The 13,116-nt window shown below is 62.5% G+C and carries 14 protein-coding genes; 8 read left to right on the forward strand and 6 right to left on the reverse strand.

From position 1 onward, the window contains the following. Positions 1–9: 9 nt before the first annotated feature. The 4 genes from fadA to EV688_RS05430 form a co-directional block, all read right to left on the reverse strand. The gene (gene fadA / locus EV688_RS05415; RefSeq protein WP_117317035.1) at positions 10–1,182 is read right to left on the reverse strand and encodes an acetyl-CoA C-acyltransferase FadA; all 1,173 of its coding nucleotides are present in this window, start codon (positions 1,180–1,182) and stop codon (positions 10–12) included. A 26-nt stretch (positions 1,183–1,208) separates the two neighbouring features. Beyond that, a complete protein-coding gene (fadB, locus tag EV688_RS05420; protein WP_117317032.1) occupies positions 1,209–3,356 on the reverse strand; it encodes a fatty acid oxidation complex subunit alpha FadB in 2,148 nt (715 codons plus the stop codon). Between the two features lie 164 nt (positions 3,357–3,520). Next, complete coding sequence (gene argF / locus EV688_RS05425) at positions 3,521–4,438, reverse strand: ornithine carbamoyltransferase (RefSeq protein ID WP_117317053.1); 918 nt, start codon at positions 4,436–4,438, stop codon at positions 3,521–3,523. A 5-nt stretch (positions 4,439–4,443) separates the two neighbouring features. Beyond that, positions 4,444–5,631 (reverse strand): aspartate aminotransferase family protein, encoded by a 1,188-nt coding sequence (locus EV688_RS05430; protein ID WP_205686598.1) that lies wholly within the window; start codon positions 5,629–5,631, stop codon positions 4,444–4,446. Positions 5,632–5,892: 261 nt separating this feature from the next. Between EV688_RS05430 and grxD the strand changes: the two genes are divergently transcribed. Next, complete coding sequence (gene grxD, locus EV688_RS05435; protein ID WP_117317030.1) at positions 5,893–6,222, forward strand: Grx4 family monothiol glutaredoxin; 330 nt, start codon at positions 5,893–5,895, stop codon at positions 6,220–6,222. A 62-nt stretch (positions 6,223–6,284) separates the two neighbouring features. Here grxD and bfr read toward each other — a convergent pair whose 3' ends face one another. Together bfr and EV688_RS05445 are read right to left on the reverse strand one after the other, a co-directional pair. Then, the gene (bfr, locus tag EV688_RS05440; RefSeq protein WP_117317028.1) at positions 6,285–6,767 is read right to left on the reverse strand and encodes a bacterioferritin; all 483 of its coding nucleotides are present in this window, start codon (positions 6,765–6,767) and stop codon (positions 6,285–6,287) included. A 164-nt stretch (positions 6,768–6,931) separates the two neighbouring features. Next, a complete protein-coding gene (locus EV688_RS05445) occupies positions 6,932–7,156 on the reverse strand; it encodes a bacterioferritin-associated ferredoxin (RefSeq protein WP_117317026.1) in 225 nt (74 codons plus the stop codon). Here EV688_RS05445 and EV688_RS17375 point away from each other — a divergent pair. The 7 genes from EV688_RS17375 (at position 7,109) to rodA (ending at position 13,113) form a co-directional block, all read left to right on the forward strand. Continuing rightward, entirely contained in the window at positions 7,109–7,255 is a 147-nt protein-coding gene (locus EV688_RS17375) for a hypothetical protein (protein ID WP_162883870.1), read from the forward strand. The genes EV688_RS05445 and EV688_RS17375 overlap by 48 nt on opposite strands. Positions 7,256–7,318: 63 nt before the next feature. After that, entirely contained in the window at positions 7,319–8,575 is a 1,257-nt protein-coding gene (locus EV688_RS05450; protein ID WP_117317024.1) for a glutamate-5-semialdehyde dehydrogenase, read from the forward strand. Continuing rightward, the gene (nadD, locus tag EV688_RS05455; protein ID WP_117317022.1) at positions 8,572–9,225 is read left to right on the forward strand and encodes a nicotinate-nucleotide adenylyltransferase; all 654 of its coding nucleotides are present in this window, start codon (positions 8,572–8,574) and stop codon (positions 9,223–9,225) included. Before EV688_RS05450 ends, nadD begins: the two co-directional genes overlap by 4 nt. Before the next feature lie 46 nt (positions 9,226–9,271). After that, positions 9,272–9,625: a ribosome silencing factor gene (gene rsfS, locus EV688_RS05460; protein ID WP_117317020.1), complete on the forward strand. Its 354-nt coding sequence runs from the start codon at positions 9,272–9,274 to the stop codon at positions 9,623–9,625. Then, positions 9,625–10,095 (forward strand): 23S rRNA (pseudouridine(1915)-N(3))-methyltransferase RlmH, encoded by a 471-nt coding sequence (gene rlmH / locus EV688_RS05465; protein ID WP_117317018.1) that lies wholly within the window; start codon positions 9,625–9,627, stop codon positions 10,093–10,095. Before rsfS ends, rlmH begins: the two co-directional genes overlap by 1 nt. Before the next feature lie 24 nt (positions 10,096–10,119). After that, positions 10,120–11,961: a penicillin-binding protein 2 gene (gene mrdA / locus EV688_RS05470; protein WP_117317016.1), complete on the forward strand. Its 1,842-nt coding sequence runs from the start codon at positions 10,120–10,122 to the stop codon at positions 11,959–11,961. A 12-nt stretch (positions 11,962–11,973) separates the two neighbouring features. Continuing rightward, positions 11,974–13,113, forward strand: a complete 1,140-nt coding sequence (rodA, locus tag EV688_RS05475) for a rod shape-determining protein RodA (protein WP_117317014.1) — start codon at positions 11,974–11,976, stop codon at positions 13,111–13,113. The last annotated feature ends 3 nt before the right edge of the window (positions 13,114–13,116 follow it).

Below are 13,116 nucleotides of genomic sequence, written 5' to 3' on the forward strand. Positions count from 1 at the left end.
GCCTGCAGGTTACACACGCTCGACGATTGTGGTGATGCCCTGGCCAAGGCCTATGCACATGGTCGAGATACCGAGCGACAGATCGCGATCCTGCATGACTGTCAGCAGGGAGCCGGTAATGCGGGTGCCGGAGCAGCCGAAGGGGTGGCCCAGGGCGATGGCGCCGCCGTGGACGTTCACCTTGTCTTCCATATCATCGAGCAGACCGAGGTCCTTGAGGACGGGCAGTGCCTGCGCCGCGAAGGCCTCGTTCAGCTCCACCATGTCGATATCGGTGATTGACAGGCCGGTCCGTTTTAGCGCCTTCTTCGTTGACGGTACCGGGCCGTAGCCCATGATGGAGGGATCAACGCCCGCCAGGGTCATGCTGCGGATGCGTGCTACGGGCTCCATGCCCAGGGCCTTCGCGCGCTCCGCCGACATGACCAGCATGGCTGACGCGCCGTCCGAGATCTGCGAGGAGGTGCCCGCGGTGACGCTGCCCTGGGGGTTGAAGGCCGGCGCCAGGCCGGCGAGTCCTTCCAGGGTGGTATCCGGACGGATGGTCTCGTCGCGCTCGACCAGCGTCAGCGCACCGTGCTCATCGTGGCCCTCCACGGGAATGATTTCCCGAGCGAACTTGCCGTCAATGGTCGCCTTGTGCGCCAGCTGGTGCGAGCGCAGGCCCAGCTTGTCCTGATCCTCGCGGCTGATGCCGTGCATCATGCCGAGGTATTCGGCGGTCATCCCCATCATGCCCGCCGCCTTGGCCACGTTCAGCCCCAGGCGCGGGTTGATGTCGACGTCGTCCATCATGGGCAGGTGGCCCAGGTGCTCCACGCCGCCGACCAGATAGACGTCACCAATGCCGGCCATGATGTTGGCGGCAGCGGTGTGCAGCGCCGACATGGAGGAGCCGCACAGGCGGTTGACTGTCTGTGCCGGCACGCTGAAGGGCAGCTGTGCGCGCAGCACGATATTGCGCGCGAGATTCATGCCCTGTTCGCCGCGCTGCAGAACGCAGCCCCAGATCAGGTCATCAATTTCCACAGGGTCGAGCTTGTCGTTACGCGCCAGCAGACCACGGATCACGGCAACGGACAGGTCGTCCGCGCGTACGTTGCGAAAACAGCCGTTCTTTGACCGCCCCATGGGGCTGCGGGCGAAGTCGACAATCACGGCGTCTCTTGAATTCATGCTCACGATAATTCTCCCTTGATGCCCGCGTTTCAGTAGTAGGTAGCGCCGTCGGCGAGCTTTGCGCGCATGCCATCGGTGAGTTCATAGGTTTTGCCGAGGTCACTGAACTTCTCCGAGGCAGCGGCGATGGTGTGCATGCCGACGCTGTCCATCCAGCGGAAAATGCCGCCGCGGAAGGGCGGGAAGCCAAGGCCGTAGATCAGGGCCATGTCGGCCTCCGCGGGTGTGCCGACAATGTCTTCCTCGAGGCAGCGGGCCATTTCTGTCGCCATTGGCAGCATCATGCGCATGATAATGTCGTCTGCCTCGAACTCGCGACGCTCACCGGCCACCGGCGCTATCAGCTGGTACGCGGTATCGCTGGCTTCCTTCTTGGGCTTGCCGCGCTTGTCGGTGCCGTGATCGTAAAAGCCCTTGCCGTTTTTCTGTCCGTAACGGTTGTTCTCGTACATCACTTCCGTGGCAGTCTTGAAATCCAGCTGCATGCGGTCGGGGAAGCCCTCGGCCATGACGCCGGCAGCGTGCACCCCGGTATCGATACCCACGACGTCCATGAGATACGCCGGGCCCATCGGCCAGCCCCAGCGCTGCATGACCTTGTCTACGGCCTGGAAGTCGGCGCCGTCGCGCACCAGCTTGGAAAAGCCGTCGAAGTAGGGAAACAGCACACGGTTGACCAGGAATCCCGGGCAGTCCCTGACCACCACCGGCTTCTTACCCATTTGTCGCGCAAACGCAACGGTGCGGGCGATCGCGGTGTCCGAGGTCTTATCACCGCGAATCACCTCTACCAGCGGCATGGCGTGCACCGGGTTGAAGAAGTGCATGCCGCAGAAATTCTCCGGCCGCTTCAGGGCCTCTGCGAGCGAGGTGATCGAAATGGTCGAGGTATTCGAGGTCAGGACCGTATCGTCGGTGACCTTCTGCTCCACCTCGGCCAGCACGCTGTGCTTGACCTTCGCATTCTCGACCACCGCTTCGACCACGATGTCCACGTCATCAAAGCCCTCGTAACTGAGCACCGGATCGATACTGTTGAGAACTTCTGCCATTTTTTCGGGTGTCATGCGTCCGCGATTGACGCGCTTTGACAGCAGCTTGCCCGCCTCGGATAGTCCCAGGTCCAGCCCTTCCTGGTTGATATCCTTCATGCGGATGGGTACGCCCTTGTAGGCAGACTGGTAGGCGATACCGCCGCCCATGATGCCGGCGCCCAGGACCGCGGCGCGTTCTACCTTGCGGTCTGCCTGCTTTTCCCAGCCCTTGGCTTTCTTCGCCAGCAGCTGGTCACCGAGGAAAACGCCAACAAGCGCCGCGGCGACGGGTGTCATGGCCAGCTCGACAAAGCCTTCAGCCTCCACCGCCAGGGCGCCCTCCAGGTCCTTGCCGCGAGCCTGCTCAATGACGTCCACCACCTTTATTGGCGCCGGGTAGTTCCTGCCCGCCTGCTGCTGCACCATGGCTTTCATGGTGAAAAAGGCCATGGTGGCCTCGGTGTCGTTCATCGGCAGCGGGCTGCTCTTGGCCTCACGCCGGGTGGTGTAGTCCAGCTTGCCGTCAACGGCACTGTGCAGAACGCTGAGGGCAACCTCGCGCAGCTCTGCGTGCGCGGCGACCGCGTCCACGGCGCCGGCCTTCAGTGCCGCATCCGCAGCCTGCTCCTGCCCGCTGGTAATCCAGGTTACGGCCTCATCCACACCGATCAGGCGCGGAAGCCGGACGGTGCCGCCCCAGCTGGGCAGGATGCCGAGCTTGGTTTCCGGCAGCCCGATCTTCGCCTGATCGCTCATGACCCGGAAATCGCAGGCCAGGCAGACTTCCAGGCCGCCGCCCATCGCGTAGCCGTTGATGGCGACGCACGTGGGGAACGGCAGATTCTGCAGCCGGTTGAAGTTGCCGTTGTTGACAGCGGTGAACTTGAGAATCTCGTCCTTGCCCGCGCCGAACATGGCGGTGAACTCGGTGATATCCGCGCCGACAATGAACACGGGCTTGCCACTGGTGACCAGCAGACCTTTGAGGCCCTGTTCTGTGTCAATGGCGTCCAGTGCGGCGGTGAGGTCGCCTACCGTGGCATTGTTGAACTTGTTGACCGACTCGCCCTTGAGGTCGAAATGCAGTTCGGCGATATCGCCGTCCAGTCGCGTAACGGTCAGTGCATCACTCTGGTAGATCATGAGCAGGTCCTGTCGCAGGTTCTATGGGTGCCGACCCATGGCATGGTCGACGGAAAGCGGTATGGCGGACAGTGTAGCGATTTACCTGCCGCCTGTGAATTTGTCCCCGCTAGACGGCTGCGGCTGATGCATCGGCCAGGGGATGGGCTGTGTGGTGCAGGGTCTCAGGCACCGCGATTTGTGAGAAGCAGCGCTTCCATCAGCGCCTTCTGGGCGTGCAGCCGGTTTTCGGCCTCTTCCCAGATCACGCTGTCCGGCGCATCCATCAGATCGGCGCTGATTTCCTCGCCACGGTGTGCGGGCAGGCAGTGCAGATAGAGTGCGTCGCTGGCGGCATGGCTCATCAGTTCGGCGTTGACCTGATAGGGCGTGAAGCGCTCGATGCGGGCCGCCTGCTCATCTTCCTGTCCCATGGACGCCCAGACGTCGGTGACCACGAGATCGGCATCGCGAACCGCCTGCACAGGGTCGTGCAGTAGCTCGACGCGGTCACGGTTGGCCTCGAGGAGCTCCCTGCGCGGCTCGTAACCCGGCGGGCAGGCAATGCGCAGCGAGAAATCGAACTGGCGCGCGGCGTTGATGTAGGACTGACACATGTTGTTGCCGTCGCCGACCCAGCACACGCTGCGTCCGGCAATGGCGCCGCGGCGTTCTATCCATGTCTGCATGTCGGCCAGGAGCTGGCAGGGGTGGAAATCGTCGGTGAGAGCATTGATGACCGGCACCGAGGAGTGGGCGGCAAACCGCTCGACGATGTCGTGGCCAAAGGTACGGATCATGACGAGGTCGACCATCGACGAGATCACCCGCGCCGAATCCTCAATCGGCTCGCCGCGACCGAGCTGCGTGTCCTGTGGCGAGAGGAACATGGCATTGCCTCCAAGCTGCGCGATGCCTGCCTCGAAGGAGACCCGCGTACGCGTCGACGACTTGGCGAAAACCATGGCCAGCACGCTGCCCGGGAACCGTCGCTGGTCAACGCCTTCCCGGCGCTCCCGTTTCATTTCGATGGCGCGCTCAATAATGCGAAGCAGATCCGCCGCAGAGAAATCCAGCAGCGTGAGAAAGTGTTGTCCCGTCATGCTCATCAGCCTTCCCTGGCAGTGCCCGCCTTATGAAATTCCCGGATCACGCGGCCGACGCCGGCACCCAGCGTGTCTGCCTGTTCATCGCTCATGATCAGCGGCGGCAGAAGGCGCACGGTGTTGCCCGCAGTGACGTTCAGCAGTATGTGCGCATCCAGCGCCCGCTGCATGATGTCAGCGCAGGGTCTTGCCAGCTCGATGCCGAGCATCAGCCCGCGCCCGCGCAGGTCGACAATGGCATCATCGCCCGCTTCGGCGCGCAACGCTGCACGTACGCGTTCGCCAAGATGGGTGGCTTTCCCGTACAGGCTTTCGCTCTCCAGGGTATCCACCACAGCCTGGGCGGCGGCGCAGGCGAGCGGGTTGCCGCCGTAGGTGGAGCCGTGGTGGCCGGCCGCAAACACGCCAGCTGCAGTCCCTCGCGCCAGGCAGGCACCGATGGGGACGCCGTTGCCCAGGCCCTTGGCGGTCGTGACCACATCCGGCAGCAGGTTCAACCCCTGGTAGGCAAAGAAGTGTCCGGTGCGTCCGTTGCCGCTCTGGACCTCGTCAAGCATCAGCAGCCAGCCCTGCTCGCTGCAGAACTGTCGCAGTGCATGCAGATAGTCGCTGTCCAGGGGCCGGATTCCGCCCTCGCCCTGAATGGGCTCCAGCAGCACGGCGACCACATTCGGGTTATTGCGCGCGATATTGTGCACCGCCTCCATATCGTTCCGAGGGGCGCGGACGAAGCCGGCAACGAGCGGCTCAAAACCGGCCTGGATGCGGCGATTGCCCGTGGCGCTCAGCGTTGCCAGCGTGCGGCCGTGGAAAGCGTCCTCAAGCACAATAATTTCCGGCTGTTCAATGTCCCGCTGGTGTCCATAAAGGCGTGCCAGCTTGATCGCCGCCTCGTTTGCCTCGGCGCCGGAGTTGCAGAAAAACGCGCGCTCCATGCCGGTGACCCGGGTTAGTGTGTCTGCCAGCCGTTCCTGGGCTGCAATATGATAGTAGTTGGACGTGTGCAGGAGGCGTCCGGCCTGTTCCCGTATGGCTTCCGTCACGGCGGGGTGGGCGTGACCCAGGTTGGTTACCGCGATACCGGACAGGCCATCCAGATAGCGTACGTCATGCGTGTCATACAGATACGCTCCCGTGCCGTGACTGAAAGTGACGGGTAGCGGGGCATAGGTAGCCATCAGGGCGTTCATACGGCTTGCTCTTCTCCGGGTGGGCGGGGTGTTTTACCCTGCGCAAAACTGAAGACGGCAGCGCGATGGCTGCCGTAAGACATTGAATATAGCGGCAACCGCCCGCATTGACAATCATGTGGCAGGCAGCGGCAGCACCGCCTGCCGTTATCGCACGGAAACCCACGCGACATTCGGGGAATAACCGACTAAAATGGTCGGCGATAAGCGTCAATGCGCTATGGCGCGTCGATTCATGAGCAACGAGAATGAGGATCAACAATGGATATCATGGACCAGATCAAGGAGCAGGTTGAAGGCAACACTATCCTGCTTTACATGAAAGGCTCGCCGAACCAGCCCCAGTGTGGCTTCTCCGCACGCACGGTTCAGGCATTGATGGCCTGCGGTGAGAAATTTGCCTATGTCGATGTACTGGCAAACCAGGATATCCGCAGTAATCTGCCCAAATACGGCAACTGGCCGACCTTTCCCCAGCTGTGGGTGAAGGGCGAGCTGATTGGCGGGTGTGATATCGTCGCGGAAATGCACGACAGTGGTGAACTGGAAACACTGATCAAGGAAGCGGCGGCTTCTCAGGAAGTTTCCTGACGGGGTGACGCTCCGGTCTAGCCAGGTCCCGGCGGGGCCTGGCTAGACCGGAACACAGGCTTTTACTCGGGTTTGACGGTCCTTGTGGCGGTTTGCAGGTAGTTCTGCAGTCCCAGGCGTTCTATCAGTCCTACCTGGGTCTCCAGCCAGTCAATATGCTCCTCTTCCGAGGCAAGAATGCTGGCAACGAGATCACGGGAAGGATAGTCACCGACGCTCTCGCAGTAGGCCACGGCGGCTTTCAGGTCACGATGGGCTATCTCCTCGAGTTTGAGGTCACAGTCGATCATTTCCGGAACGTTCTCACCAATCAGCAATTTGCCAAGATCCTGCAGGTTTGGCAGCCCGTCCAGGTAGAGAATGCGTTCCACAAGCTGGTCGGCATGCTTCATCTCATCAATGGATTCGTGGTACTCGTGTTCCGCGAGTTCGGTCAGGCCCCAGTCCTTGTACATTTTTGCGTGCAGGAAATACTGGTTGATGGCGACCAGTTCATTTCCAAGAATACGGTTCAGGTGTTCGATGACGGTTTTATCGCCTTTCATGCATTGGCTCCTGTGAGGGCGCCGCAGTGCGGGTTATACGCCTGCGACCGGGTAACGTGAAGTTATCGGGAAAGTGTAACGGGATAGGGAGTCTGACGCCAGAACATACACCCTGGCAGGGGCCATCTACCGGGCAGATCGATCCCGGAGACGGCCCTGTTTCCTTATGCAGTCGCCCAGCTGTCGGCCGGGTAGAAGAGGGACGTGGCGCGTGTTGCGTCCCGGGATGCAAGACTTTCAGTCAGAACGGCCGCAGCCGCTTCGCTGCACTGCCCACACTGGCCGGCCACGCCCAATGCGTCCTGAAGACAATCGAGTGAAGAGGCACCGTCTCGGACCGCATGGCGGATCTGGTTGTCGGTGATACCGTTGCAGAGGCAGATAAACATGGCGGCTCCAGTGCATATCAGGTTGTTGTTGATGAAGAAGGTAGTGCAAATGAGAATTATTGTCAACGCATTGAGCGCGTCGGCGGCAATCGGGGCTGATACCGCTGCGCTTCGGTATACTGCCGGACTTGCAGGCGGTTCTTTCAGGGGCGACGGGGCTTTATGACGATCGAGGAATCCATGCGTGCCGTCGGGATGGCGGCGCGCAGCGCATCCCGATACATTGCGGCGGCGTCCACCGGGCAGCGCAATGCAGCGTTACTCGCAATACGCGATGCTCTCGCTGCAGATCGCGAGGCCATTGCAGGTGCCAACGCGCAGGATCTGGCGACAGCGCAGGCCGCGGGCCTGTCGTCGGATCTGTGTGATCGGCTCGCACTGACCCCGGCGCGCATCGACGCCATGATGATGGGACTCGAGGCGGTTGCCCTGTTGCCTGATCCGGTCGGGGAAATTACCGGCCTGTCCGCGCGCCCGTCGGGGATCCGCGTCGGGCAGATGCGCGTTCCTCTGGGGGTCATCGGCATTATTTACGAAAGCCGGCCCAACGTGACGGTAGACGCTGCAGCGCTGTGTCTGAAGTCAGGAAATGCCTGCATACTCCGTGGCGGCTCCGAGTCGCTTCGTTCCAACATGGCGATCGCGGCCTGCGTAAAGTCAGGTCTGGCCGAGGCCGGTCTGCCGGAGACCGCCGTCCAGGTGGTCGACACCGCGGATCGAGCGGCGGTGGGCTGCCTTGTCCGCATGGCCGAATTTGTGGACGTGATTGTGCCCCGTGGCGGAAAAGGGCTGATCGAGCGTATCAGCGACGAGGCGCGGGTGCCGGTAATCAGGCACCTTGACGGTATCTGCCACGTCTACGTGGATGACGGTGCGGACCTGGACGTGGCGGAGGCAATTGCCCTCAATGCAAAAACCCACCGTTACGGCACCTGCAACACCATGGAGACATTGCTCGTTGCGGAAGCGGTAGCGGCGGAGCTGCTGCCGCGACTCGGCCGGGCCTATGCCGACGCCGGCGTCGATCTGCGAGGCTGTACACGCAGTCTCACCTGGCTACCCGATGCCGCACCGGCAACGGAAGCGGACTGGGAGACCGAGTACCTGGCACCGGTGCTGTCTATCCGGGCTGTCAGAGATATGCAGGCGGCTATCGATCATATTCACCGTTACGGTTCCGGTCACACGGATGCCATTGTCACTCGCGATCACGGTCGCGCCATGCGCTTCCTGCGCGAGGTGGACTCCAGCTCTGTCATGATCAATGCGTCGACGCGATTTGCCGACGGCTTTGAATACGGACTCGGGGCCGAGATCGGCATTTCGACCGACAAGCTGCATGCCCGCGGCCCGGTCGGTCTCCTGGGCCTGACCTCGCAGAAGTATGTGGTATTTGGCGATGGCCAGGTGCGCCTGTGAGCGAATCCCAGGCCGCAAACGCCCTCGCCGTGTTCGGCGGAACCTTCAATCCGGTGCACCTCGGGCACCTGCGTTCTGCCATTGAGCTGCTGGAGCATCTGCCGGCCAGCGAGCTGCGCTTCATGCCCTGCTCCCTGCCGCCGCACCGGGAGCCGCCGGGGATCAGCGCACGTCAGCGCGCCGCCATGATCGAGCTGGCGATCGCCGGCGAGCCCCGCTTCAGCTGCGACACGCGTGAGCTCGAGCGTGCGGGGCCCTCCTATACGATTGACAGTCTGGACTCGCTGCGCCAGGAAATCGGTGGCCAGCGCAGTCTGATTCTGGTCATGGGCTGTGACGCGCTGCTGGGGCTTGATCGCTGGCACCGTTGGCAGGAGCTCCTCGAGCACTGCCACATCGCCGCCATCGCCCGGCCAGGCTGGGAGTGGCCCAGAGACGGCGAACTGGCCGCTTATCTGGAATCGCGCGAATCCAAGGCCCCTGAACTGACAGCGCGCCCAGCAGGGGGCGTACACATCACGTCGCTGCGGCCTCTGGAAATATCTGCGACAGAGATCCGCAGGCTGTTACAATCGGGGCGTTCGGCTCGTTACCTGGTGCCGGATGCCGTGCATACGTATATTCATCAACACAGACTCTACACACAGTGAGGCAGCGATTGTCACGACTAGCGACACGACCGGAATGCGGGGCCTCATGACGGCCGACACAGCGGATCCGACCGAACAACTGAAGGCACTGGTGATCGATGCCCTGGAAGACCTGAAGGCAGTCAACCTCGTGAGCATCGACGTGCGTGGATTGACAGATGTCATGGACTGGATGATCGTTGCCAGCGGCAATTCCAACCGGCACGTCAAATCCCTGGCAGACAATGTCGGTGTTTCCGCGAAGGCGGCGGGCGCCATGCCGCTTGGCGTCGAGGGCATGGATGTCGGTGAATGGGTTCTGGTGGATCTGGGTGATGTCGTTGCCCATATCATGCTGCCGGCAACGCGGGATTTCTACGATCTGGAGCGCCTCTGGCTGGATCCCCGGCCGTCGTCCTGATGCAGCTGACCGTGCATTCGGTGTGCGGCAAGATGCCCGCCTGGGTTGCTGATGGTGTGACAGAGTATCAGCGCCGGCTGCCCCGGGAGCTGAGTCTGGTCTGGCGGGACCTGCCCCTTGCGCGCAGGACCCGCAGCAGTAATCCCGAGGGTCTGCGGCAGCAGGAGGGCGAGCACCTGCTCAAGGGCCTTCCGGCCAACGACGTTCTCATTGCACTGGACGTTCGCGGTACCGCGCTGTCCACCGAAGCCCTGGCTGATGCGCTTCGAGACTGGCAGATGGGGGGGCGCAACGTCAGTTTTCTCATAGGGGGGCCGGATGGACTGTCTCCGGCCTGCCTGCAGCGCGCGTCGCAGCGCTGGTCCTTCGGCAGGCTGACCCTGCCGCACCCGCTCATCCGGGTCGTTCTCGCGGAGCAGCTGTACCGGGCGTGGACGATCACAGCGGGACACCCTTACCATCGCGGCTGACAGGATGCCTGCATAAACACTGCCATGGCTCAGAACATGACACTCAAGGACACGGCACGCGAAGTGCGCGTTTACAGCGCGCGCACCGCTGTTGCCGTGCTCGTCACCAGCGTCGCTCTCACGCTGGTGCTCGCCCGCTACTTCAGCCTGCAGGTCACGGATTTTGAAATCTATCGCACCCAGTCCGAGCGCAATCGTGTGCAGCTGCAGGCGCTGCCGCCAAAACGCGGCCTGATCTTCGATCGCAACGGCACGTTACTGGCGGACAATCGCCCCAGCCATACGCTGTCTCTGATACCGGAGCGGGTCAATGACATGGACGCCACGCTGTCGCGTCTTGGCGAACTGGTGGCGCTGTCGGACGACGATGTCGAGGAGTTTCGTCGCAAGCTGGAGCGCCGTCGCCCCTACGACCCCATTCCCCTGCGATTTCAGCTTCTCGAGGATGAGCAGGCGCGTGTCGCGGTGAACCGCCACGCCTTGCCCGGCGTCGTCGTTGAAGCACAGCTGCTGCGGCATTACCCGCACGGTGAACTGCTGGCCCACGTGCTCGGTTACGTGGGCCGCATCAATGAGAGTGAGCTGGAAACCCTGGATACCTCTGACTACCGTGGCACCTTTCACATCGGCAAGGTCGGCGTTGAGCGATACTACGAGGACAGGCTGCACGGCGAGGTGGGCTACCAGAATGTGGAAACCAACGCCCATGGCCGCGTCCTGCGCGTTCTCGACCGCTTTGCGCCGGTTCCGGGGGTGGACATCGCCCTGCATCTGGATCTCGATCTTCAGCGCACCGCCATGCAGGCTCTGGGGGATCAGCGTGGCGCCCTGGTTGCCCTGGATGTGGCGACCGGGGGCGTGCTGGCCATGGCGTCCACGCCAACCTACGACGGTAATCTGTTTGTCAATGGCATCAGCAGTCGCGCCTATGCCGCGCTCCGGGACTCCCCGGACGTGCCGCTTTTCAATCGGGCGGTGCAGGGACAGTACCCGCCGGGTTCAACGGTGAAACCGCTGATCGCACTGGCCGGTCTGCAGTCGGAGCTGGTAACGCCCGAAACCACTGTTCCGGACCCCGGCTGGTACCGCCTCCCGGGCAGTTCCCGGCGGTACCGGGACTGGACCCTGAGCATCCGGGGAACGGGCCATGCACCGCAGGTGGACCTCAACATGGCGATCGCCGAATCCTGCGACGTCTATTTCTACGACCTGGCCAGGCGACTCGGGATTGACCCGATGCATGATTACCTTGCGCCCTTCGGGCTTGGCAGTCGCACCGGTATCGACACGACGGGTGAGCGATCGGGCGTGCTGCCCTCCTCGCGCTGGAAGCGCGAGGCGCTCAACCAGGTGTGGTATCCGGGGGAGACACTGAGCGCGGGCATCGGTCAGGGCTATATGCTGTCGACCCCGCTGCAGCTCGCCGTGGCGACGGCGACGCTCGCCAACCGCGGCAAGTTCCAGACGCCCAGGCTGGTGCGTCAGGTAGGGGAGGCTGCGCCAGAGACGCCGGTTTCCCATTACGTCGATGCGGCACCGGAACACTGGGATGCGATCTACCAGGGAATGCGCGACGTCGTTCACGGTGCCCGCGGCACGGCGCGCAGCGTTGCCCGGGGCATGACCTATGAAATGGCAGGAAAGACCGGAACCTCGCAGGTGATCGGTATTGCCCAGGACGCCGTGTATGATGAAGACGCGGTGGCGGAGCGGCATCGTCATCACGGCCTGTTTATCGCGTTCGCGCCACTTGAGGCACCGCAGATTGCGCTTGCGGTGATTGTCGAGAACGGTGGCGGCAGTTCGGCGGCATACCCCATTGCCCGTACCGTAATCGACGCCTGGCTGATGCGGGAGGGCGCTTGATGCGTTGCCGTCGTGGGTGATTATGTCCGCCAGATGCCGGAGTCGAGCGGCGACTTTGCCCGCGCACCGGGTGCCTCGAGACTCTTTCAGGTAGATCTGCCACTCCTGCTCCTGCTGATGCTGCTGGCCGCTTTCGGCCTGGTGGTGCTCTACAGCGCGGCGGGGCAGGATGCGGGTATTGTTGCGCGTCAGGCACGGTTCTTTCTGCTGGGCCTGCTGGCGATGCTGCTGGCGGCGCAGATATCACCGGTGCGCTACCGGCGCTGGGCACCATGGCTGTATCTGCTCGGCGTGCTCCTGCTGGTCGGTGTCATGTTTCTGGGCGTTGGCGCCAAGGGCGCACAGCGCTGGCTCAGTATCGCCGGTTTCCGCTTCCAGCCCGCCGAGATCATGAAACTGGTCATGCCCCTGATGGTGGCCGGGTATCTGGCGGACCGGGCTCTACCGCCGCGCCTCGGGCACACGCTGGTATGCCTGGGTATCATTATGCTGCCCGGGATCCTGATCCTGCGCCAGCCGGATCTGGGCACCGCTCTGCTGATCATCGCCAGCGGGCTGTTCGTCATCTTCATGGCGGGTATCGGCTGGCGGTACCTCGCGGGGGTTGTGGTCTTTGCGATCGCTTCAGCCTGGCCCATGTGGATGTTTGTGCTCGAGGATTACCAGAAGCAGCGTATTCTCACCCTGCTCAATCCCGAGAGTGACAAGCTGGGGGCTGGCTGGAATATCATCCAGTCAAAGACGGCAATCGGTTCGGGCGGCTGGCAGGGAAAGGGCTGGCTGCAGGGCACGCAATCACAGCTCGACTTTCTGCCGGAGAGCCACACCGACTTCATTATTGCCGTGCTGGCCGAGGAATTTGGTCTGCGCGGCGTCATATTGCTTCTCAGCCTGTATCTACTTATTCTCCTGCGCGGCTTCTGGATCGGCATGCACGCGCAGAGCACGTTTGGTCGATTGCTCGCGGGGAGTATCACACTGACTTTCTTCGTCTATATTTTTGTTAATATGGGAATGGTGTCCGGCCTGTTGCCTGTGGTCGGCGTTCCGCTGCCGCTGGTCAGCGCCGGCGGCACTTCCCTGGTGACACTCATGGCGGCCTTTGGTCTGCTCATGTCGATTGCCGCGGAGCGGCGTGTAATAGGCCAGTAGCGG

The sequence above is a fragment of the Chromatocurvus halotolerans genome (assembly GCF_004340525.1).
Classification (GTDB): domain Bacteria; phylum Pseudomonadota; class Gammaproteobacteria; order Pseudomonadales; family Halieaceae; genus Chromatocurvus; species Chromatocurvus halotolerans.

What these genes read in the sequence shown, in the direction of transcription:
- fadB (WP_117317032.1), bottom strand. Translation starts at nt 3,356, where the DNA reads ATGATCTACCAGAGTGATGCACTGACCGTTACGCGACTGGACGGCGAT.
- argF (WP_117317053.1), bottom strand. Translation starts at nt 4,438, where the DNA reads ATGACGGGACAACACTTTCTCACGCTGCTGGATTTCTCTGCGGCGGAT.
- EV688_RS05430 (WP_205686598.1), bottom strand. Translation starts at nt 5,631, where the DNA reads ATGAACGCCCTGATGGCTACCTATGCCCCGCTACCCGTCACTTTCAGT.
- grxD (WP_117317030.1), top strand. Translation starts at nt 5,893, where the DNA reads ATGGATATCATGGACCAGATCAAGGAGCAGGTTGAAGGCAACACTATC.
- bfr (WP_117317028.1), bottom strand. Translation starts at nt 6,767, where the DNA reads ATGAAAGGCGATAAAACCGTCATCGAACACCTGAACCGTATTCTTGGA.
- EV688_RS17375 (WP_162883870.1), top strand. Translation starts at nt 7,109, where the DNA reads ATGGCGGATCTGGTTGTCGGTGATACCGTTGCAGAGGCAGATAAACAT.
- EV688_RS05445 (WP_117317026.1), bottom strand. Translation starts at nt 7,156, where the DNA reads ATGTTTATCTGCCTCTGCAACGGTATCACCGACAACCAGATCCGCCAT.
- EV688_RS05450 (WP_117317024.1), top strand. Translation starts at nt 7,319, where the DNA reads ATGACGATCGAGGAATCCATGCGTGCCGTCGGGATGGCGGCGCGCAGC.
- rsfS (WP_117317020.1), top strand. Translation starts at nt 9,272, where the DNA reads ATGACGGCCGACACAGCGGATCCGACCGAACAACTGAAGGCACTGGTG.
- rlmH (WP_117317018.1), top strand. Translation starts at nt 9,625, where the DNA reads ATGCAGCTGACCGTGCATTCGGTGTGCGGCAAGATGCCCGCCTGGGTT.
- mrdA (WP_117317016.1), top strand. Translation starts at nt 10,120, where the DNA reads ATGGCTCAGAACATGACACTCAAGGACACGGCACGCGAAGTGCGCGTT.